This window comes from Streptomyces sp. Ag109_O5-10, assembly GCF_900105755.1.
GTDB lineage: Bacteria > Actinomycetota > Actinomycetes > Streptomycetales > Streptomycetaceae > Streptomyces.
This window is the reverse complement of the sequence record NZ_FNTQ01000001.1, coordinates 6,186,017-6,208,172: the sequence shown is the minus strand read 5'-3', so window position 1 is coordinate 6,208,172 and position 22,156 is coordinate 6,186,017. Positions and strand designations below refer to the sequence as shown.

The window sequence follows — 22,156 nt, the reverse complement described above, 5'->3', positions numbered from 1 at the left end:
TGCAAGTTCTTTGCAATAAGAGGTTCGGAGGGGACCACACCCATGCCCGTCTACACGCTTCCTGAACTGCCCTACGACTACTCGGCGCTCGCGCCGGTGATCAGCCCCGAGATCATCGAGCTGCACCACGACAAGCACCACGCGGCGTACGTGAAGGGCGCCAACGACACCCTGGAGCAGCTGGCGGAGGCGCGGGACAAGGGGAGCTGGGGAACGGTCAACGGGCTGGAGAAGAACCTGGCGTTCCACCTCTCCGGCCACATCCTGCACAGCATCTACTGGCGGAACATGACCGGCCCGGAGGACGGGGGCGGCGAGCCGCTGGCGGCGGACGGCGTGGGCGACCTGGCGGACGCGATCGCCGAGTCCTTCGGCTCGTTCGCGGGCTTCAAGGCCCAGCTCACGAAGGCGGCGGCCACCACCCAGGGCTCCGGCTGGGGCGTCCTCGCCCACGAGCCGCTCAGCGGGCGGCTGATCGTCGAGCAGGTCTACGACCACCAGGGCAACGTCGGCCAGGGCTCGGTGCCGATCCTCGTCTTCGACGCCTGGGAGCACGCCTTCTACCTGCAGTACAAGAACCAGAAGGTCGACTTCGTCGAGGCGATGTGGGCCGTGGTCGACTGGCAGGACGTGGCCCGCCGGCACGCCGCCGCGCGATCCCGGGCGGATGTGCTGCTGCCGGCTCCCTGAGCCGCCGACGCGTCCTGCCTCGTGATCGTCTTCTCACCGTTCACCGCGGGCAGGCGGAAGGAAGGAGGCCCCCGCGAGGACGTGACTCGCGGGGGCCTCCTGTGCGCGGGGCCGTCGGGAGGGACCCGCGCCCGGCGTGCGGGCCACCGGGCGCGGCGAGGGGCCTAGAGGTTGCTGAAGTCCGGGCCCTTGGTGCGGGTCCGCTTGATCTCGTAGAAGCCGGGGACGGAGGCGACCGCGAGGGTGCCGTCCCACAGGCGTGCCGCCTCCTCGCCCTTGGGGGCGGGGGTGACGACCGGCCCGAAGAAGGCGATCTGCTCGCCGTCGGAGCCGGGCACCGCGATGACCGGGGTGCCGACGTCCTGGCCGACCTTGTCGATGCCCTCCTTGTGGGAGGCGCGCAGCTCGGCGTCGAACTCGAAGTCCTCCTGTTCGGCGTAGTCGATGAGGTCGGCCGGCAGGCCGACGTCCGCGAGGGCGCCCGCGATGGCCTCCACGGTCGGACCCTCGCCGTTGTTGTGGATCCGGGTGCCGAGCGCGGTGTACAGCGGGCCGAGGACGTCGGCGCCGTGCTTCTGCCAGGCCGCGGTGACCACGCGGACCGGCTGCCACGCCTTGACCGCGAGCATCTCTCGGTACTCCTCGGGCAGCTCGTCGAGCTTGGGCTCGTTGAGGACGGCGAGGCTCATGATGTGCCAGCGGACCTCGATGTCCCGGACCTTCTCCACCTCGAGGACCCACCGGGAGGTCATCCAGGCCCAGGGGCACAGCGGGTCGAACCAGAAGTCGACGGGGGTCTTGCCTGAGCTGGTCACGGTCTCGGACATGCTTCTCCTCGCAATACAGGCCTTTTCCAGCGGCAACACCGTCACCGGCCACCCCATTCCCGGGTGCCCGCCGTCAGGGGCACGTGGGAGGATCAGTGCTGTCCCGGCTACCGACGACGATGTCGTACCCACCCGAAGGAGTGCCGCCCGTGCCCGGTGAGAATCTGTCCCGCGACGAGGCCCGGGAGCGGGCCGCCCTGCTGTCGGTCGACGGGTACGACGTGTCGCTGGACGTACGGTCCGCCGTCGGGGAGAGCCAGGACGAGCCGCGCACCTTCCGCTCGGTGACCACGATCCGCTTCCGCTGCAACGAGCCGGGGGCCACCACCTTCGCCGACCTGATCGCGCCCGGCGTGACCGCCGTGACCCTCAACGGCAAGGACCTCGACCCCGGGGAGGTCTTCGACGGCACCCGGATCGCCCTGGAGGACCTGGCCGCGGAGAACGAGCTGGTGGTGGACGCCCGCTGCGCCTACTCCCGCACCGGCGAGGGCCTGCACCGCTTCGTCGACCCCGAGGACGGCGAGGTCTACCTCTACACGCAGTACGAGCCGGCCGACTCCCGCCGGGTCTTCGCCAACTTCGAGCAGCCGGACCTCAAGGCGCCGTTCCGCTTCGAGGTGCGGGCGCCCGAGGGGTGGACGGTGTGGAGCAACGGCGCCGGTGAACTCGCCGACGGCGTGTGGCGGTTCGCGGAGACCAAGCCGATCTCGACGTACATCACCTGCGTGGTGGCCGGGCCGTACCACTACGTGACGGACTCGTACTCCCGGGCCCTGCCGGACGGCTCGACGCTGGAGATCCCGCTCGGCGCGATGTGCCGCAAGGGCCTCGCCCCCCACTTCGACGCGGACGACGTCTTCCTCGTCACGAAGCAGGGGCTGGACTTCTTCCACGACCACTTCGACTACCCGTACCCGTTCGGAAAGTACGACCAGGCGTTCGTGCCCGAGTACAACCTCGGGGCGATGGAGAACCCGGGTCTGGTGACCTTCCGGGAGGAGTACATCTTCCGCGGCAAGGTGACGCAGGCGTCGTACGAGGCGCGCGCCAACGTGATCCTGCACGAGATGGCGCACATGTGGTTCGGTGACCTGGTCACCATGGTGTGGTGGGACGACCTGTGGCTGAAGGAGTCCTTCGCGGACTTCATGGGCACGTTCGCCAACGTCGGCGCGACCCGTTTCAAGAACGCCTGGACCACCTTCGCCAACCGCCGCAAGGCCTGGGCGTACCGCGCCGACCAGCTGCCCTCCACGCACCCGATCACGGCCGACATCCGCGACCTGCAGGACGCCAAGCTCAACTTCGACGGCATCACCTACGCCAAGGGCGCCTCGGTCCTCAAGCAGCTGGTGGCCTACGTCGGCCAGGACGCGTTCCTGGAAGGCGCCCGCCGCTACTTCAAGCGCAACGCGTACGGCAACACCCGCCTCGGCGACCTGCTGTCGGTCCTGGCCGAGACCAGCGGCCGGGACATGGGCGCCTGGGCCGGGAAGTGGCTGCAGACGGCGGGGGTGAACTCGCTGACCCCGCAGGTGCTCCTCGACGCGGACGGCAGGGTGGCCGAGCTGGCGGTGCTGCAGGAGGCGGCCGAGTCGCACCCCGAGCTGCGTCCGCACCGGGTCGCGATCGGGCTCTACCGGACGGAGGACGGCGAGCTGGTCCGGTACGCGCGGGCCGAGGCGGACGTGGACGGCCCCCGTACGGTGATCACCGAGCTGGCCGGTGCCGACGCCCCGGAGCTGGTCCTGGTCAACGACGACGACCTCACCTACTGCAAGATCCGCTTCGACGAGACCTCGCTGGCCACCCTGCGCGACCGGCTCGGCTCGCTCACCGACCCGCTGGCCCGGGCGCTGTGCTGGTCGGCGCTGTGGAACCTGACCCGGGACGCACTGCTGCCCGCCCGGGACTTCGTCGCCCTGGTGCTGCGGTTCGCGAGCCGCGAGTCGGACATCGGCGTGCTGCAGATGCTGCAGGCGTGGGCGGAGTCGGCGCTGGTGCACTACGTGGCGCCCGAGGGCCGGGAGGCGGCCGGGGAGGAGCTCGCCGAGGGCGCCCTGCGGGAGCTGCGGCAGGCGGCGCCGGGCAGCGAGCACCAGCTGGCCTGGGCGCGGTTCTTCGCGTCGACGGCGACGGACGGTGCGGACCTCCGGCTGCTCCAGGACCTCCTGTCGGGGGCGGCGGTGATCGACGGCCTGGACGTCGACCAGGAGCTGCGCTGGGCGTTCCTCGAACCCCTCGCCGCGCACGGGCTGGCCGACGAGGCGGTGCTGGCGGCCGAACTGGCCCGGGACGACACGGCGTCCGGCAAGCGTCACCAGGTGCGCTGCCTGGCCGCCCGTCCGTCGGCGGCGGTGAAGGCCCAGGCGTGGGCGCAGGTCGTGGAGTCGCAGGCGCTGTCCAACGCGCTGGTGGAGGCGACGATCGCGGGCTTCGCCCAGGCCTCGCAGCGGGAGCTGCTGGCTCCGTACGCCTCGAAGTACTTCGAGGTCATCGCCGGGATCTGGGAGGACCGCTCGATCCAGATCGGCATGGACGTGGTGCGGGGCCTGTACCCCTCCTTCCAGGACCGCCCGGAGACCCTGGCGGCGACGGACGCGTGGCTGACGGCGCACGCCGACGCGCCGCCGGCGCTGCGCCGGCTGGTCCTGGAGGCCCGCGACGACCTGGCACGGACGTTGCGCGGACAGGAGTGCGACGCGCGGGCCACCGAGGCCGCCGCGAGCTGACCTTTGGCCAGAGGTCACCCGCCGGGTGACCGTTACGCAATTCATTCCATCATGGCCGTAACCCCTGGTCCCCACCCATCCGGACCAGGGGTTTTGGCTCCCTACTCGGCATCCGAACACCCGTCCTTTAGTACCGTGTTGTCCGCATTTATCGACGAACACGTAACACCGGTTAAGGACCCGGCCGGCCCCGGGAATCCCGAGGCCATGACCCACAACACCCCGCTCTCCCCCCGCCCCCTCCGCCACCTGTCCGACGTCCACCGCCGGGTCCTGACGACGGCCCAGCTCCGCTCGCACGGCGTCGCGGCCAACGAGATCGCCGAGCAGTGCCGGCCGGGCGGCCCCTGGCAGCAGCTGCTCCCGGGCGTGGTCCTGCTCCACCCCGGCCCGCCGACCAGCGAGGAACGCCTGCACGGCGCCCTCCTGTTCACGGCGCGCGAGCCGGCCCCGGGCGTCCCGGCGCAGCCGACCGCCGACTCCCCGCACCGCCCGGTCTACGCGGACGTGATGATCACGGGCCTGGCCGCGCTGACCCTGCACGGCTTCTCCGCGACCCCGCCGCTGCTCTCCCTGGACCACGTGGACGTCCTGGTCCCGCGACTGCGCCGGCTGCGCTCCACCTCCTACGTCCGCGTGCTCCGCACCCCGGACCTGCCCACCCCCGAGCAGGTGACGGGCCTCCCGGTCGCCCCGGTCCCCCGCGCCCTCGCGGACGCGGTGGCGGACCTGAGCGACGCGGAGGCGGTACGGCGGCTGCTGACCGAGGCGGTGCGCGGCGGCCACTGCGAACCGGCGGCGGTGGTCCGGGAGTTGACCCGGGCGAAGCTGCTCTCCCGGCCCCACGTGGTGGACGCCGTCGACTCCCTGGTCGCCGAGGGGCGGGCCATCGCCGAGGACCGCCTGTACCGGATGGTCCACGAGTACGGCCTCCCCGACCCGGTCTGGAACGTCGACCTGAGGCTGCCGGGCGGCCCGCACCTGGGCGGCGTCGACGCCTACTGGCCCGAGCAGGGGGTCGCCGTCGAACTGGACACCCGCGCACCGCGCCAGGACGAGGACGCCCTGTGGTCCGAGTACGCCCGCAAGCGCGAGCACCTGGAACGGCTCGGCATCACGGTCGTGTACGTCACCCCGCGCAAGCTCCGCGAGGCGATGGAACAGCAGGCGGCGGTGGTCCGCACGGCCCTGATGGCGGCGGACGACCGCGACCCGGCCGCGTATGTGGTGGTCCTGCCGCGCTGAACAACGCCCCCGGAAGGATCCCGAGGGGGCGCTGCAGGGGCGCGGGCTGTGGTGAATCCGCTCGGCCGCGCGGGCGCGGCCGCCACGACGGCGCCGCGGCCGGCCGACGACGCATCGCGGCAGCGGCAGCGGCAAGGCATGGGGGGGACGCGACCAGGAGGGGCCGCCGGTTCGGAGGGGAACCGGCGGCCTCTTCGTACGTGTCTCGCCGCTACTGCCCGCCGACGCCCGGACGCAGTCCGTCGCGCACGTCGCCGACGACGTGGTCGAGCAGGTCGGCGTAGGCGGCGATCATCCGGGTCCGGCTGAACCGCTCGCGGCTCGCCGCCAGCGCGGGAGCGAACAGCTCGCGGTCGGCCACCGCCGCCGACCAGGCGAAGGCGATGGCGTCGGGGTCGAAGGGCGTCACGAACCCGTGCCCTTCGACGATCGAGGCGCTGTCGCCGACGTCCGTCGTGACCGGGACGGCGCCGCACATCATGCCCTCGATGAGGCAGAGCGGCGCCGCCTCGCCGGAGACGGAGGTGAGGGCGACGACGTCGGAGCCGGCGTAGACGGTCTCCATGTCGTGCCGTACGCCGAGCAGGTGCAGCCGGTCGCGGAGCGCGGCCCGGTCGGCGCCGAAGGCGACCTCGATGTCGGCCCACAGGGCGGGGTTGTCCTCGGTCATCCCGGCCCCGCACATGACGACGTGGCCGCCGCCCTCGCGGGCCAGCCAGGCCCGCGCCGCCCGCAGGAAGAGCGGCACGTTCTTCATGCCGGCGTACCGGGCGGCGAACACGACGACGGGGGCGTCGGGAGCCGTGGCGGGGATGCCGAGCGACTCGCGGAAGGCGAGCCGCAGCGCCGCGTCCGGCCGGAAGCGGAGCAGGTCGACGCCGTTCGGGATCACGTGCAGCAGCTCGCCGGGGATCCCGGCGGCCTCGTACGCGTCCCGGGTGGACTCGGCGCAGCACACGCAGGCGACCACCGTGCCGTCCGCGATGGCGGCCTTGAGTTCGTCGAGTGCCCGGCCCTGGTTCTCCGGGTCGGACCGGTGCAGGCAGACGACGACGGGGCGGCGGGGCAGCCCGGCCTGGTTGAGCAGCGCGAGCGGCTGCTCCTTCAGGGACAGGATGACGTCCGCGCCGGCCATGGCCCGTGCCGTATCGGCCAGCTCCGGGCCGCTGAAAACCGACGCCGCGACGGTGCCGTCCACCAGTCCCGCGGTGCGGCCGAGGGAGGTGACCTCGATACCACCGGCCGTAAGCGCCCGGTAACACGCGTCGTCCTCCATGCGCTGCGTGGTGGCTTCTCGGTGGACCTCACCGTGCAGACTCAGCACCCGATGCCACTGCTGTCCGCCCTCCACCAGGCCCAGCAGCACATCACTGTGCACGATCCGGGCCCCCCCGGAGAAAAAGCCCTCGTAGACCGAGAGCACACGAAGTCCGAGCCGAGCGCCCACACGAACACCTGCCTTGCACCAGATCGAGCCATCCCCGGGATCCGCGGGTTAGCCGATATGAGGCGGTACGGACGTTTCATTCGGATGAACGGAGTGTCTCGTGTCGAAGTCGGCTGCGTTTACAGGATCAGCGCCGGACCCACTGCCGTCAACATCATTCCACTTTCCGCGCCGACACCCTTCTGACCTGCTCTTTTGTGAGGTCTTTCGGTTCCCCCGCGTCCTCCGGACGGGTGCGGCCGACGGCAAAAAATCGGCAAGCGGAGGACCCGGACACGCGACGATGTCACGTGCCGCGGTCGGCGTCGGGCCCGGCGTCGAGACGGGCGGCCCGGGTCAGGTGGTCGCGTCGGCGGCGGCGCGGCCCATGGTGGTCGCCTCCACCTCTGGGACGGAGCCCGCCACGGGTTCTCGACGCCGCCGCCGAGGGTTTCTCAGGCCTTCCTCAGGACCAGCTCCGTGTTCCGGTCCGTCGTGTTTCCGGCGAGGGCCTTGCCGGCGCCGGGGGCGTTGAAGGCGAGTTCCCGGTAGAGGGCGGCGAGGCCGGTCTGGGAGAGGTCGGCGAAGTCGGTGCGGTGCGGGGCGGCGGACTCGATCAGCGTGGTGAAGAGCGAGATCGTGCCGTCCTTGTTGTCCACCAGCTCGACGATCCGCGCCAGCTGCGGGTGGTCGACGTGCGAGGCGGTGGTGATCTCCCAGAAGGAGTTGCCGTTGGAGGCCTTGTGCGGGGTGATGAGGTTGCGGTGGATGTGGCCGTTCACCCAGGCCAGCACGTTGGCGTGGCGGTTGAGCAGGGTGACCAGCTCGGTGCCGGTGTGCCGGCGGTCGCCCGGGTGCGCCGGGTCGGGACGGGTGTTGGTCATCGACTTGCTGGTGTGGTGGCTGAAGACGACCGCGTAGGAGTCCTTGTTCTCCTTCAGGGTCTTCTCCAGCCAGGCGAGCTGGACCGTGCCGACCGATCCGTCGTAGTGGCCGCCCGCGTCCGTCGTGTCCAGGCTGATGCCGATGACGTCGTCGGAGACGCGGAAGGCGTAGTACTGGGTGCCCGCGGCCAGGTTGGCGCTGGAGTAGCCGTGGCCGACCGGACCGAGGCCCTGGTAGGCCGGGTCCAGGTGGGCCTTGAGGTAGTCCGCGGGGGTGTAGGGGGCGCGCCTCTCGTCCCCGGTGACCGAGCGCATCGAGCGGGCGTGTGCCTTGAGGAAGTCGCGGTAGCCGCTGCCCTTCGGGTCCTGGGCGGTGCGGATGGTGTCCTGGAGCTTCTTGGCCTCGGCGTCGCCGACCGACATCAGCTTCTTGCCGGCGACCGCGGCCTCGGCCAGGTAGGGGTCGGCGTGCGAGCCGAAGCAGCCGAGCGGCAGGGCGTCGTGGTTGCCGACCGTGGAGTACCAGGGCAGGTTGAGGCCGGGGCTCCGCACCTCGCGGATCGCGGCGGCCAGGTAGCCCGCGAGGTGCGGGAAGCCGACCGACTTGTCCTGGTCGCGGACGGTCGAGGAGGCCTGCCAGTACAGCTTCATCCCGCTGTTCTGGACGCCTTCGTAGTGGTGGGGGTCACCGGTGTTGGGGGTGATCCGGCCGCCGCTCATCACCTTCATGAACCACTCCAGTTCGGAGTGGGCGTTGTTGTCGGTGTTGTCGCCGGTCGTCATCACGAAGTGCAGCGGCGAGCCGGTGACCGGGGCGCCGCGCAGCGCGTTGACCCGCTCGACGAGCGAGACCGCGCCGGGCACGGTGAGCGCCTCGTGCGGGCGCCAGGCGTGCCGGTCGTGGACGCGCACGTACTCCAGGCGCAGCGGGTGCTGGACGTCCATCAGGTGCAGGTCGGTGAACTGCACGAACGCGGCGAGGGCGGTACGGCGGTTCTCCCGGCCGGGCCTGGCGGCGGCCAGGTCGGAGCGCAGCACGCGCGTCCAGCCGGCGCCGTCGCCGAGCCGCTGGTAGCCGGAGCTGTTGCGGGGCGCGGCGACGGAGGCGAGGGTGGTGCCCTTGGTGTACGGGGCGAGGGCGGCCGCGGGGGCCTTGCGGCCCTCGGCGACCGGCTGTTCCGCGGCCGCGGCCGCGGCGGCCTCGCTGTCGGTGGGGCGCAGTGCGTAGCCGATGCCCGCGGAGAGCGAGACGGCTCCGGCGGCGGCGAGCACGGTACGGCGGTTGATCTCCGGTGCCTCGCGGTCCTTGCGGGCCGCGGAGGTGGCGACAGAGCGTGTGCGCGACATGGCGCGATCTCCCCGAGTACGAACGCGTCGGCAGTGGTCACGGGCGATCGCTTCCGCGAACTTCCCGCTCACTGTGGATCGTTGGCACCGGGGGTGACCTGTGCGTGAACGCGGCTGCAACGTGCGGCGCCGATCACCGTACGTGGATCAGCCGAGGTGGGGACCGGTCATGGAGCGGATCGCGGGCGGCCGGGGTCCGGCCACTCCGCGTTCATCTGCCGGGGCAGGGGAGGGTCCCCGGCGCCTACGACCGCTCTTCCGCGAACCGCCCGGCGGCCGGCCGCTCCCGCCACAGCCGCAGGGCGACGTCGATCAGCGGGACGCGCCTGAGGGACGGCACGGCGTCGAGGTCCTGCCAGGCGGCCATGTCGGTCGAGCCGCCGATCTCGTTCCTGAGTTCGCCGCCGACGATCTCGCCGGTGTAGAGGATCCGCACGCCGTGGTGGTCGGTGGCGGGGCGCCGCAGACCCGCGCGGGGGAAGCGGACGCGGTTCGAGTCGATACCGAGCAGGCCGGTGACCTCGATGCGGTAGCCGGTCTCCTCCATGAGTTCGCGGCGGACGGTGTCGTAGGGGTCCTCGCCGTGTTCCATGCCGCCGCCGGGCAGCACCCACTCGGGTGTGCCGTCGTCGGCCGGTGACCGGGCGAGCAGGATCTGACCGTCACGGACGCACACGGCGTAGGCCGCCACCCTGAGCTTCTCGCGCACGTCGGCACGGTAGGGCCGGTGGCGGCCCGCGGCCAACGGGATTTCCTCTCACAGCCAGGGCACAGATAGGGGGTTTTCCCCATACGTTCATATCGATTCGGTCAACGTTCCCAAAAGGCCGTTCCCTTGGGTAAAGCTGTGCGCCTACACGCCGGTACTTGACCAAGTTCCGGACGCTCCATGCTCGTTCCTTTACCTACAAGGGATGCAGATGACCCTCAGCCCCCAGCACGACCCGATACCGGGCCACAGACGCCTGGGACGCATAGCCGTCGCCGTCGGCGTCGTGGCCGCGCTCGCCGCCGCCGGGCCGATACCCCTGGCCGCCGCCGCGACCCCGGCGGCGGCGTCCGCCGGCACCGCCGACCCCGGCACCAAGTCGGCCCACGACAAGCTCGGTTCGGACGACGCCGAGCTGCTCACCGAGGCCAAGGCCGCAGGCGCCAAGAACGTCACGATGATGGTCGCCACCGCGCCGGGGCAGACCGGCCAGGTCGCCGAGGAGCTGGACGCGGTCAAGGGCGGCTCGGTGGGCCGTACGTACGACAAGCTCGGCTACGTCCGGGCGACCGTCCCCACCGGGCGGGCGGACGCGGCGATCGCCGCCGCCGCGAAGCTGTCGTCGGTGCACGCGATCGACCTGCGCCAGGAGATCCAGCTCGACGACCCGACGGTGAACGGGACCGACGGCAAGGCCACCAAGTCCGGCAAGTCCACCACTTACCCGGGGCCGGACAAGAACACCCCCGCCGAGAACCCCTACAACCCGTCCTTCGAGACGGGCGCCGTCGACTTCGTCAAGGAACACCCGAAGGCGGACGGCCGGGGCATCACCATCGGCATCCTGGACTCCGGCGTGGACCTCGGCCACCCGGCGCTGCAGAAGACCACCACCGGCGAGCGGAAGATCGTCGACTGGGTGACGTCGACCGACCCGATCGTCGACAGCGACCAGACCTGGCGGCCGATGGTCACGGCCGTGTCCGGGCCGGCCTTCACCTACGGGGGCAGGAGCTGGACGGCGCCCACCGGGTCGTACGAGATCAGCACCTTCAAGGAGTCGTACACCGCGGGCGGCGACGCGGCCGGTGACGCCAACCGGGACGGGGACACCACCGACAGCTGGGGCGTGCTCTACGACCCGGCGGCCGGCACGGTCACCGTCGACCTGAACAACAACTACGACTTCTCCGACGACACGCCGATGAAGCCGTACAAGGACGGTTACCAGGTCGGCTACTTCGGCACCGACAACCCGGCGACCGACGTCGTCGAGCGGCAGCCGTTCGTCGTGCAGATCCGCAAGGACGTCCCCATGGACCCGTACGGCGGGGACTGGGTCGGCAAGACGGCGGACTTCGTCAACATCGGCGTCATCGAGTCCGAGCACGGCACCCACGTCGCCGGCATCACCGCCGCCAACGGCCTGTTCGGCGGGAAGATGAACGGCGCCGCCCCCGGCGCGAAGATCGTCTCCTCCCGGGCCTGCACCTGGACCGGCGGCTGCACCAACGTCGCCCTCACCGAGGGCATGATCGACCTGGTCGCCAACCGCGGCGTCGACATCGTCAACATGTCGATCGGCGGCCTCCCGGCGCTGAACGACGGCAACAACGCCCGTGCCGAGCTGTACACGCGGCTCATCGACACCTACGGCGTGCAGCTGGTGATCTCGGCCGGCAACTCCGGCCCGGGTGCGAACACCATCGGCGACCCGGGGCTGGCCGACAAGGTCATCTCGGTCGGCGCGGCCATCTCCAAGGACACCTGGGCCGCCAACTACGGCTCCCAGGTGACGACCAAGTACCAGCTGCTGCCCTTCTCCTCGCGCGGCCCGCGCGAGGACGGCGGCTTCACGCCGACGCTGGTCGCGCCCGGCGCCGCGATCAACTCCACCCAGACCTGGCTGCCCGGTTCCCCGGTCGCCGAGGCCGGCTACTCCCTCCCGGCCGGCTACTCGATGCTCCAGGGCACCTCGATGGCGTCCCCGCAGGCGGCGGGCGCGAGCGCGCTGTTGCTGAGCGCCGCCAAGGAGAAGGGCATCGCCCTCTCCCCCGCCGACCTGCGCACCGCGCTGACCTCGACCGCCCACCACATCAAGGACGTTCAGGCGTACGAGGAGGGTGCGGGCCGCATCGACATCGTCGACGCGTGGGAGTCCATCCGCGACCACGCCACCGCGCACGACTACACGGTGAAGGCGCCCGTCGACACCGCGATCGACTACGCGCTGAAAACCCCGGGCTACGGCACCGGCCTGTACGACCGTGAAGGCGGCCTGAAGGCCGGGCAGAAGAAGACGTACGACGTCACGATCACCCGCACCTCCGGCGCGGACAGGGCGGTCCGGCACGAGCTGCACCTGGCGAACAACGCCGGGCACACCTTCAAGATCCTCGGCTCCGACGAGGTGGCGCTGCCGCTGAACCAGCCGGTGACGGTCAAGGTGCAGGCGAAGCCCAAGAGTTCGGGCATCAAGTCCGCGATCCTCGAGGTCGACGACCCGCGGACCGAAGGCGTCGACAAGCAGATCCTGACCACGGTCGTGGTGTCGGACCCGGTCCACTACGCCTACTCGGCGTCGGGTTCGGTGCAGCGCAACAGCTCCACCTCGTACTTCGTGACCGTGCCCGAGGGCGCCACCTCCCTCGAGGTCGCGATGAGCGGGCTCGCCGACAAGAGCCAGACGCGGTTCATCGCCATCCACCCGTACGGCACTCCGGTCGACAACACCGGTACCCCGTACTGCTACAACAACTACCTGAACGGCAACGGCTGCACGCCCGACGTCCGTTCGTACGCCGACCCGCAGGCCGGGGTCTGGGAGATCGAGGTCGAGGCGCGCCGCACCTCGCCGCTGCTCGACAACCCGTACCAGCTGGGCGTCACCGTGCTCGGCGCCACCTTCGACCCGGCGACCGTGACGGTGCCCGAGGCGAAGGTCGGCACCCCGGTCACCGCCTCCTGGAAGGTGACCAACAAGTTCGCCGCCCTCGACGGCAAGCTGGTCGGCGGCCCGCTCGGCTCGTCGAAGACGGCCCGTCCGGCCATCAAGGAGGGCGAGACCCAGACGACCACGGTGACCGTGCCGGCGGGCGCGAACTCCCTGGACGTGGCCATCGGCAACGTGTCGGACACCTCGGCCGACCTGGACCTGACCGTGTACGACGCGTCCGGCAAGCAGGTCGCGCAGTCCGCCGACGGCGACTCCGAGGAGGCGGTCTCGATCGCCTCGCCGGCCGCGGGGACCTACACGATCAAGGTCGTCGGCTACTCGGTCCCGGCCGGTTCCACCGACTACGACTACCGGGACGTGTTCTTCTCCGCCGCGCTCGGCTCCGTCACGGTCGCCGACTCGACGCCGGTCAAGCTCGGCACCGGTGCCTCGGCCACGGTGACCGGCCAGGTCACGGCGGCGGCCGTGGCCCCCGCCGGCCGGGAGTTCTTCGGCCGGATCCAGCTGGTGAACTCCCGCGGCACGGTCGCGGGCACCGGCAGCGTGCAGATCGAGAAGGTCACGCCGTAACGGGGTGACGCGCACAGGAAGGGCGGGCGTCCTGCGGGGCGCCCGCCCTTTCAGCTGTCCGGGCACGTCATGGTCCGCGACGCGGGCAGGTCGCGGACGATCCAGGACCGCTCCGCCGCGATCCGCGCCTCCCCGACCGCGTACCGGTCGGGCACCTGCCGGCCGGCCGTGATGCCGACCAGGAGGCGGGCGCCGGTGCGGATCCGGGGGTCGGCGCCGGAGTCGAGGAGGAACTCCACCTCGTCGGCGGTCCTCGCCGGTTTGTAGGCGCGGGTCACGCGCAGGGTGACGCGTTCCTGGCCGGAGTCCGCGAGCTGCCGCACCCCGGTGACCGTGCCCTCGACGACCAGCCGGGCGCAGGCGAGGTAGCCGGGGCCGCCGGTCTGCTCCTTGCCGCCCTGACCGGCCGAGCCGGCCGCGCTGCTCGCGGCCTTGTCGGAGCTGGCGCCGTTCGACAGGGAGCCGGCACCGCCGTTCGCCGCGAGCCATCCGATGCCGAACACGGCCCCCGTGACCGCCGCCGCGAGGGCACCGGCGAGACCGAGGGCCCGGACGCCCGGGTGCTGCCAGGGGCGGCGGCGCGCGGCCGGGCGGGGGCGGGGTTCCGGCCGAGGGGGTGGCGCGGCCAGGACGTCCCCGATGATCCCGAGGTGCTCGCGGAGCAGCGCCACATCGGCGCTCGCCGCCCGGTGCTCGGCCATGAAGGCGGGGTCGGCGCGCTGCCCGGCGGTGAGCGGCTCGTCCGCGAGGACCGCGAACAGGGCGTCGATGCCGTCCGGCGCACCGGGATCGCCGTCGGGTCCGGCCGGCATGTGCCCGTGGTGTTCGTCAGGCATGTGGTCGGCGGGCATGGTCACACCACCTCGTCCTCGTGCAGGCGGGCGCGCAGGGCCCGCACCGCCGTGTGCAGCCGGCTCTTGACCGTGCCCTCCGGGATGCCCAGCTCCCCGGCTATGTCGCGTACCGGCAGGTCGGCGTAGAAGCGCAGGACGAGGATCTGGCGCTGGGCGTCCGGCAGCTCGTCCAGACCGCGGGCGACGGCGACGGAGAGCAGCCTGCTGTCCTCGCCCACGGCGTGGTCGGGCTGGCGGAGGGAGGCCAGCCGTTCACCGAGGCGCTCCTGGCGGCGCTTGGCACGGTGCCAGTCCATGGCGAGCCGGGAGGCGACGACCGCCGCCCACGCCGACACGTCCCGCGGCGCCTCCTGGCCGCTCGCGGCCCGCTCCAGCAACCGCAGACGTACCTGCTGCACCCCGTCCGGCAGGTCCGCCTGCGGTACGCCGCCCAGCGCGAGCACCGCCCGCACCCGGCGCTCCTGGTCCGCGTCCAGGGGATCACCGTGCTGGTCCCCCCGGTCGCGGCGGGCCTTTCTGCGCAGCACAACCCACCCCCTCCACCGCGTTTCTCCTACGACGCAGCGGCCCCCGGAAACGTTCGCCCCGCCGCCCGGAAATCTTCCGCGCGGTCTCCCGGGGGCCTCCGAGGCGTACGTCACACCGGCGTGCGGCGCAGCACAGCTTGCGGCACGACGGCCGGGCGGAGGTAATTTCTCCAGCTCAGCCGGGGTGTGCGCGGGAGTTCCGCGGGCCGGGTGGTCCGGTCGGTGGGCGTGGCGCTCAAAGAATTGGACAGGCTGGCCCTGGTCGGCCGCATGATGGAAAGGCCGTAGACACACGTCAACGTATGCAGAGGGAGTCGCTGTGAGGGTCGGAATCGTCGGAGCCACCGGTCAGGTCGGCACGGTCATGCGCAGGATCCTCGCGGAGCGGAACTTCCCGACCACGGAGCTGCGCCTGTTCGCCTCGGCCCGCTCGGCCGGGACCGTGCTCGACGGTGTGACCGTGGAGGACGCGGCGACCGCCGACTACACGGGCCTGGACATCGTGCTGTTCTCGGCGGGCGGGGCCACCTCCAAGGCGCTCGCGGAGAAGGTCGCCGCCCAGGGCGCCGTGGTGATCGACAACTCCTCCGCCTGGCGCAAGGACCCCGAGGTCCCGCTGGTCGTCTCCGAGGTGAACCCGCACGCGATCGCCGACCGCCCGAAGGGCATCATCGCCAACCCGAACTGCACGACCATGGCCGCGATGCCGGTCCTGAAGGTGCTGGACGCGGAGGCGGGCCTCGAGGCGCTGGTCGCCACCACCTACCAGGCGGTGTCGGGCTCCGGTCTCGCGGGTGTGGCGGAGCTGCACGGGCAGGTGCAGAAGGTCGCCGCCGACGCGGAGAAGCTCACCCACGACGGCACGGCGGTCGACTTCCCCGAACCGCAGGTCTACAAGCGGCCCATCGCCTTCAACGTGCTGCCGTTCGCCGGCAACCTCGTCGACGACGGGCTGAACGAGACCGACGAGGAGCAGAAGCTGCGCAACGAGTCCCGGAAGATCCTTGAGCTCCCCGGGCTGAAGGTCTCCGGCACCTGCGTGCGCGTCCCGGTGTTCTCCGGGCACTCCCTCCAGATCAACGCCCGGTTCGCCCGGCCGATCTCCCCGGAGCGGGCGACCGAGCTGCTCGCGGAGGCGCCGGGTGTGGAGCTGTCCGACATCCCGACCCCGCTGCAGGCGGCCGGGCGGGACCCGTCGTACGTCGGCCGGATCCGGCGCGACGAGACGGTGGAGAACGGGCTGGCGCTGTTCGTCTCCAACGACAACCTCCGCAAGGGGGCCGCGCTGAACGCCGTGCAGATCGCTGAGCTGGTGGCGGAGGAGCTGGCTTCTTAGCGGCCGGGTGCCTCGGGGGGGGTGCGGGGATCGGCCGCCGCGCGGGTGCGGGTGTGGGGGGCCGGAGGCGCAGTTCCTCCCCCGGCCTTCGGCGGGGACACCCCCAGCGTCCCTGACGGGGCGACGGGGCACTGCCGTGGCCGCGTCCGGGCGGGTGGGCGCCGTCCTGGCCGGTCGCGCGCACGCGACGGCACCGCATATCGGCACAGCCCCGCGCCCCTTCGGGCGCGTCGCAGCGAGGTTCGTCATCGAAGGGGAGCCGGACACCATGAGCAACAGCCAGCCGTCGTGTGATCGGCCACGTGTTCTCGACGGCAAGGTCGCGATGATCACCGGGGCGTCCAGTGGGATCGGGGCGGCCGCCGCGCGGTTGTTCGCCCGGGAGGGGGCGGCCGTCGTGGTGACGGCGCGGCGGGCGGAGCGGCTGCGGGCGCTCGTCGAGGAGATCTCGGCCGTCGGCGGGCGGGCACTGGCCGTGCCGGCGGACGTGGCCTCGGCCGCGGACGTCGAACGGGTCGTCCGTTCGGCCGTCGACGCCTTCGGGCGCCTGGACTGCGCCTTCAACAACGCCGGGTTCGGCACCGCGGGCACCGAGCTGCACGAGACCGGCCAGGACGTCTACGAGCAGACCATGGACGTCAACGTGCGCGGGGTGTGGAACTGCCTGCGCTTCCAGATCCCCGAGATGCTGGGGGCCGGCGGCGGCACGATCGTCAACACGTCGAGTGTCGCGGGGCAGCGGGCCACCGGGGCGTCGGCGGCGTACGTCGCGGCCAAGCACGCGGTCCTCGGGCTCACCCGGGCGGCCGCGGCCGAGTACGCGCAGCGCGGCATCCGCGTCAACGCGCTGGTGGTGGGCAGCACCCGCACCGAGATGATGGACCGGGCCGTGCGGACCATGCCGGAGCTGCGCGAGCGGTTCGAGGACGAGACGCTCCAGAAGCGCATGGCAGGGCCCGCCGAGGTCGCCGAGGCCGCGCTCTGGCTGTGCAGTGACCGCGCCTCCTTCGTCACCGGCGCGGCGATGCCGGTCGACGGCGGCACGACGGCGGCCTGACGGCGGCGGCCCGCGCGATCTCTGGGGTTTTCCCTCGTCGCCCTCCTCCCCGGTCCCGTGGAAGGATGGCGCAACCCACACATAACGAGGAGATGACCGCGTGCCTGGCACAAACCTGACTCGCGAAGAGGCACAGCAGCGGGCGAAGCTGCTCACCGTTGACTCGTACGAGATCGATCTCGACCTCTCCGGCGCGCAGGAGGGCGGTACCTACCGGTCCGTGACCACGGTGCGCTTCGACGTCGCCGAATCCGGCGCCGCGTCCTTCATCGACCTGGTGGCCCCCGCGGTCCACGAGGTCACCCTGAACGGTGACGCCCTCGACCCTGCCGAGGTCTTCGCGGACTCCCGGATCGCGCTGCCGGGGCTGCTGGAGGGCCGCAACATCCTGCGGGTCGTGGCCGACTGCGCGTACACCAACACGGGTGAGGGCCTGCACCGGTTCGTCGACCCGGTCGACGAGCAGGCCTACCTCTACACCCAGTTCGAGGTGCCGGACGCCCGCCGGGTCTTCGCCAGCTTCGAGCAGCCGGACCTCAAGGCGACGTTCCAGTTCACGGTGAAGGCGCCGACCGGCTGGACCGTGATCTCCAACTCGCCGACGCCCGAGCCCAAGGACGACGTCTGGGTCTTCGAGCCGACGCCCCGCATCTCGTCGTACATCACGGCCCTGATCGTGGGCCCGTACCACTCGGTGCACAGCGTGTACGAGAAGGACGGCCAGAGCGTGCCGCTCGGCATCTACTGCCGGCCGTCGCTCGCCGAGTTCCTCGACTCGGACGCGATCTTCGAGGTGACCCGGCAGGGCTTCGACTGGTTCCAGGAGAAGTTCGACTACGCGTACCCGTTCACCAAGTACGACCAGCTGTTCGTGCCGGAGTTCAACGCGGGCGCGATGGAGAACGCGGGCGCGGTGACCATCCGCGACCAGTACGTCTTCCGGTCCAAGGTGACCGACGCGGCGTACGAGACGCGGGCCGAGACCATCCTGCACGAGCTGGCCCACATGTGGTTCGGCGACCTGGTCACCATGGAGTGGTGGAACGACCTGTGGCTGAACGAGTCGTTCGCCACCTACACCTCCATCGCCTGCCAGGCGTACGCCCCCGGCTCGCGCTGGCCGCACTCGTGGACGACGTTCGCGAACTCCATGAAGACCTGGGCGTACCGGCAGGACCAGCTGCCCTCCACGCACCCGATCATGGCCGAGATCCGGGATCTCGACGACGTGCTCGTCAACTTCGACGGCATCACGTACGCCAAGGGCGCGAGTGTCCTGAAGCAGCTGGTCGCGTACGTCGGCATGGACGAGTTCTTCAAGGGCGTGCAGGCGTACTTCAAGCGGCACGCGTTCGGCAACACGCGCCTGTCCGACCTGCTGGGCGCCCTGGAGGAGACCTCCGGGCGTGACCTGGGCACCTGGTCGCAGAAGTGGCTGCAGACGGCCGGGATCAACATCCTGCGCCCGGAGGTGGAGACGGACGCCGACGGTGTCGTCACCTCCTTCGCCATCCGCCAGGAGGCCCCGGCGCTGCCGGCCGGTGCCAAGGGCGAGCCGGTCCTGCGTCCGCACCGGATCGCGATCGGCCTGTACGACCTCGACGAGACGACCGGCAAGCTGGTGCGCACCGACCGGATCGAGCTGGACGTGGACGGCGCGCTGACCGCCGTACCGCAGCTGTCCGGCCGCCGCCGCCCCGCGGTGTTCCTGCTCAACGACGACGACCTGTCGTACGCCAAGGTCCGCCTGGACGAGCAGTCGCTGCACGTCGTCACCGAGCACCTCGGCGACTTCGAGTCCTCGCTGCCGCGGGCGCTGTGCTGGGCCTCGGCCTGGGACATGACCCGGGACGGGGAACTGCCCACCCGGGAGTACCTGTCCCTCGTCCTGTCGGGCATCGGCAAGGAGTCCGACATCGGTGTCGTGCAGTCGCTGCACCGGCAGGTGAAGCTCGCCATCGAGCTGTACGCCGACCCGACCGCCCGCGAGGCCCTGCTCACCCGCTGGACCGACGCCACGCTGGCCCACCTGCGGTCCGCCACGCCGGGCAGCGACCACCAGCTGGCCTGGGCCCGCGCCTTCGCGGCCACCGCCCGCACCCCGGAGCAGCTGGACCTCCTGGACGGCCTGCTGGAGGGCACCCAGACCATCGAGGGCCTGGCCGTCGACACCGAGCTGCGCTGGGCGTTCGTGGAGCGGCTGGCCGCGGTCGGCCGCTTCGACGAGGCGGAGATCGCGGGCGAGTACGAGCGGGACCGGACCGCCGCCGGTGAGCGGCACGCGGCCACCGCCCGCGCCGCCCGCCCGACCGAGGAGGCGAAGGCGGAGGCCTGGGCGTCGGTCATCGACTCCGACAAGCTGCCCAACGCCGTGCAGGAGGCGGTGATCGGCGGCTTCGTCCAGACCGACCAGCGTGAGCTGCTGGCGCCGTACACCGACAGGTACTTCGAGATCCTGAAGTCGGTGTGGGACTCCCGCTCGCACGAGATCGCCCAGCAGATCGCGGTCGGTCTCTACCCGTCCCTCCAGGTCTCCCAGGACACCCTGGCCAAGACGGACACCTGGCTGGCCGCGGCCCAGCCGAACGCGGCCCTGGCCCGGCTCGTCTCGGAGTCCCGCGCGGGGGTCGAGCGCGCCCTGAAGGCCCAGGCGGCGGACGCGGCGGCCCAGTAGGCGGTACCTCTCGTCGGGGCGCCCGGAGGGATCTCCACCGGGCGCCCCGCCCTATGCGCGAAGTACCCTTCACCCAGGACGAGTTGAGTATCCGTGCTCACGCCCGGGGCGGTCGCGCGTTGCGAGGATCGACGCAACGGCGCGGCACAGAGCGCCGGTCCGATCGGCTCAGACGGCCTGAGCCGGCCCGAGCCAGCTACGGAGAACTCGCCATGTCCCGTCGTATCGCCCTGTCCGTGGTCGCCGGTGTCGTCGTGCTCGCAGGTGCCGGGGCCTTCGCCCTCGCCTACGCCGACGACCAGGACCCGGCGCCCGCGCTGTCGCACGGCACCGTCCGCTACACCGCCCCCGAGGCCGGTCACCCGGGCTCGCTCTCCTTCACCACCGAGGTCACCGCGCCCTCCGGTGTGAAGAGCCTGAAGGTGCTGGCCTGGCCGGAGAAGTCCGAGTTCGCCGACCGGCCGCTCACCGCCAAGGACATGGCCGAGGTGGAGTCGGCGACCTGCACGCCGGCCGGCGGTCACACCGTCCGGTGCGTGTACCGGGAGGCGGTGTCCGCCGCCGACGCCGCGTCGTCCGCGCACGGCACCTGGCACATCGCCGTGCTCGCCACGGCCGAGGACGGGCACACCACCCTCGACACCGAGGCGGCGGACTTCACCCTCGCGTGAACCGGCCGCCCGGCGGTCACCCGGCGCTCAGCCGACGTGGGTGGCCAGCGCCTTCTCGACGTCCGGCGCCTGGGCGTCCTCGCCCGCCCAGGCCACGTATCCGTCGGGGCGCACCAGGACGGCCGTACGGCGGCCGCTCCTCCAGTGCGCGAGGGCCAGCCGGTCGCCGTACCGCCTGCCGGTGTCGTCCGGAGCCGGGGCCGGGGCCGAGGCGGGGGCTTGGGCGGGGGCCGGGGTGACCAGGACGAACCGGCCGCCGCGCAGGGCCTCGTACAGGCGGCCGTCGCCTTCCAGGGCGAGGTCGGGGGCGCGGGTGCCGGTGAGCGGGTGGGAGCCTCGCGGGGCGGGGTAGCGGTAGCCGATGCCGGTGATCTGGGCCAGGATCCGGCGGCGGACCGGGCCCACCAGGCCGAACGCGCGGATCAGTCCCGAGCGCACCGGCAGCATGGGGCCCTTGGCCATCGCCAGGCGGATCAGCGCGCCGCTGCTGCGCAGTACGGTCCTGCCGACCGGGTGGCGTTCGCTCTGGTAGCTGTCGAGCAGGCCGGGATCCGCGTGGCCGTGCAGCACGGCGGCGAGCTTCCAGCTCAGGTTGGCGGCGTCCTGCAGCCCGGTGTTCATCCCCTGGCCGCCGGCCGGGGTGTGCACGTGCGCCGCGTCGCCGGCCAGGAAGACCCGGCCGACCCGGTAGCTGGGCACCTGGCGCTCGTCGCTGTGGAAGCGGGACATCCAGCGGGGGGCGTGCATCCCGTAGTCCTTGCCCAGCGCCAGCCGGGTGATCTCCCGGACCTCGTCGAGCCCGACCGGTTCGCGGTCGGGGACGTCATGCCCGCGGTGCCAGCAGATGACGCGGTGGTAGCCGTCGCCGAAGGGCGCCAGGAACGCGAACGCGTCGCCGACCGCCGCGGCCGTCAGCAGCGTCTCCGGCTGCTCGGTGAGCAGTACGTCGGCGAGGACCACGGACCGGATCGCCGACCTGCCGGGGAACGGCAGCCCGACCGCCTCGCGCACCGCGCTGTGCATGCCGTCGGCGCCGACCACGTACGCGGCACGCAGGCTTTCGCCACCCTCGACGCGCACGGTGACCCCGGCCGCGTCCTGGGTCAGGCCGGTCACCTCGCACTCGTTGCGGAACTCGACGCCCGCCTCGGCCGCCCGGCGCTCCAGCACCTTCTCGACCTCGTACTGCGGGAGGACGAGGATGTGCCGGAAGCGGGAGGGCAGGTCGCCCAGGTCGAGGGTGAGTCCGCCGAAGAGACCGAAGCGGGCGAGCGGCTTGCCGACGGCTTCGAGCTCGTCGGCGAGGCCCCGGGAGTCCAGCTGCTCCAGGGCTCGGGCGTGCAGGGCGAAGGCGCGGGACAGATTGCTGATCTTGCGGGGGCGCTTTTCGAGGAGGGTGACCGGGATGCCGGCGGCGGCGAGGTCACCGGCCAGCAGGAGGCCGGTGGGGCCGGAGCCGACGACGATCACGCGGGCGGTCGGGCCGGGTGTGCCGTTCGTGCCGTTCATGGGGGCCTCCTGGATGTCCGCGCTCGTTTGCCAACATCCGATGACCAACACTTGTTGGCCAACGCTTGTTGACAAGCCTAGGATGCGCCCATTACGCGGTCAACACTTGTTGGCCCACAAGTGTTGGCCTACGCTCGTT

The 22,156-nt window shown here is 71.8% G+C and carries 15 protein-coding genes; 8 read left to right on the top strand and 7 right to left on the bottom strand.

Features of this window, described 5'->3' with window-relative positions:
• Positions 1 to 42: 42 nt before the first annotated feature.
• Positions 43 to 690 (top strand): superoxide dismutase, encoded by a 648-nt coding sequence (locus tag BLW82_RS28330; protein ID WP_093502997.1) that lies wholly within the window; start codon positions 43 to 45, stop codon positions 688 to 690.
• Between the two features lie 164 nt (positions 691 to 854).
• Here BLW82_RS28330 and BLW82_RS28325 read toward each other — a convergent pair whose 3' ends face one another.
• Positions 855 to 1,517, bottom strand: coding sequence for a mycothiol-dependent nitroreductase Rv2466c family protein (locus BLW82_RS28325; protein ID WP_093502995.1), 663 nt, complete (start codon positions 1,515 to 1,517; stop codon positions 855 to 857).
• A 149-nt stretch (positions 1,518 to 1,666) separates the two neighbouring features.
• Here BLW82_RS28325 and pepN (BLW82_RS28320) point away from each other — a divergent pair, with 149 nt between their 5' ends.
• Together pepN (BLW82_RS28320) and BLW82_RS28315 are read left to right on the top strand one after the other, a co-directional pair.
• Entirely contained in the window at positions 1,667 to 4,252 is a 2,586-nt protein-coding gene (pepN, locus tag BLW82_RS28320) for an aminopeptidase N (protein ID WP_093502993.1), read from the top strand.
• A 207-nt stretch (positions 4,253 to 4,459) separates the two neighbouring features.
• Entirely contained in the window at positions 4,460 to 5,497 is a 1,038-nt protein-coding gene (locus tag BLW82_RS28315; RefSeq protein WP_093502991.1) for a hypothetical protein, read from the top strand.
• A 211-nt stretch (positions 5,498 to 5,708) separates the two neighbouring features.
• On the opposite strand, the gene BLW82_RS28310 is transcribed toward BLW82_RS28315, so the two are convergent.
• The 3 genes from BLW82_RS28310 to BLW82_RS28300 form a co-directional block, all read right to left on the bottom strand.
• On the bottom strand, positions 5,709 to 6,920 hold the full coding sequence (locus BLW82_RS28310) for a glycosyltransferase (RefSeq protein WP_093502989.1): 1,212 nt from the start codon (positions 6,918 to 6,920) through the stop codon (positions 5,709 to 5,711).
• A gap of 458 nt (positions 6,921 to 7,378) precedes the next feature.
• Positions 7,379 to 9,154, bottom strand: a complete 1,776-nt coding sequence (locus BLW82_RS28305; protein WP_093502987.1) for a TIGR03767 family metallophosphoesterase — start codon at positions 9,152 to 9,154, stop codon at positions 7,379 to 7,381.
• Positions 9,155 to 9,398: 244 nt separating this feature from the next.
• Positions 9,399 to 9,863 (bottom strand): NUDIX hydrolase, encoded by a 465-nt coding sequence (locus BLW82_RS28300; RefSeq protein ID WP_256215990.1) that lies wholly within the window; start codon positions 9,861 to 9,863, stop codon positions 9,399 to 9,401.
• A 211-nt stretch (positions 9,864 to 10,074) separates the two neighbouring features.
• Between BLW82_RS28300 and BLW82_RS28295 the strand changes: the two genes are divergently transcribed.
• Positions 10,075 to 13,389, top strand: a complete 3,315-nt coding sequence (locus BLW82_RS28295) for a S8 family serine peptidase (protein ID WP_093508327.1) — start codon at positions 10,075 to 10,077, stop codon at positions 13,387 to 13,389.
• Between the two features lie 50 nt (positions 13,390 to 13,439).
• Here BLW82_RS28295 and BLW82_RS28290 read toward each other — a convergent pair whose 3' ends face one another.
• Positions 13,440 to 14,240, bottom strand: a complete 801-nt coding sequence (locus BLW82_RS28290) for a hypothetical protein (protein WP_256215989.1) — start codon at positions 14,238 to 14,240, stop codon at positions 13,440 to 13,442.
• A 2-nt stretch (positions 14,241 to 14,242) separates the two neighbouring features.
• Positions 14,243 to 14,770, bottom strand: a complete 528-nt coding sequence (locus BLW82_RS28285) for an RNA polymerase sigma factor (RefSeq protein WP_093502985.1) — start codon at positions 14,768 to 14,770, stop codon at positions 14,243 to 14,245.
• A gap of 319 nt (positions 14,771 to 15,089) precedes the next feature.
• Between BLW82_RS28285 and BLW82_RS28280 the strand changes: the two genes are divergently transcribed.
• From BLW82_RS28280 to BLW82_RS28265, 4 genes are all read left to right on the top strand, one after another.
• Complete coding sequence (locus BLW82_RS28280) at positions 15,090 to 16,106, top strand: aspartate-semialdehyde dehydrogenase (RefSeq protein WP_093502983.1); 1,017 nt, start codon at positions 15,090 to 15,092, stop codon at positions 16,104 to 16,106.
• A 268-nt stretch (positions 16,107 to 16,374) separates the two neighbouring features.
• Positions 16,375 to 17,163: an SDR family NAD(P)-dependent oxidoreductase gene (locus tag BLW82_RS28275; protein ID WP_093502981.1), complete on the top strand. Its 789-nt coding sequence runs from the start codon at positions 16,375 to 16,377 to the stop codon at positions 17,161 to 17,163.
• 100 nt (positions 17,164 to 17,263) lie between these two features.
• Positions 17,264 to 19,837: an aminopeptidase N gene (gene pepN, locus BLW82_RS28270; RefSeq protein ID WP_093502979.1), complete on the top strand. Its 2,574-nt coding sequence runs from the start codon at positions 17,264 to 17,266 to the stop codon at positions 19,835 to 19,837.
• A 212-nt stretch (positions 19,838 to 20,049) separates the two neighbouring features.
• Positions 20,050 to 20,508 carry a DUF5707 domain-containing protein gene (locus tag BLW82_RS28265; protein WP_093502977.1) on the top strand — a complete coding sequence of 153 codons (459 nt, stop codon included), beginning with the start codon at positions 20,050 to 20,052 and terminating at the stop codon, positions 20,506 to 20,508.
• 27 nt (positions 20,509 to 20,535) lie between these two features.
• Here the strand turns inward: BLW82_RS28265 and BLW82_RS28260 are convergent, their stop codons facing one another.
• Entirely contained in the window at positions 20,536 to 22,017 is a 1,482-nt protein-coding gene (locus tag BLW82_RS28260) for an FAD-dependent monooxygenase (protein WP_093502975.1), read from the bottom strand.
• Positions 22,018 to 22,156: the final 139 nt, after the last annotated feature.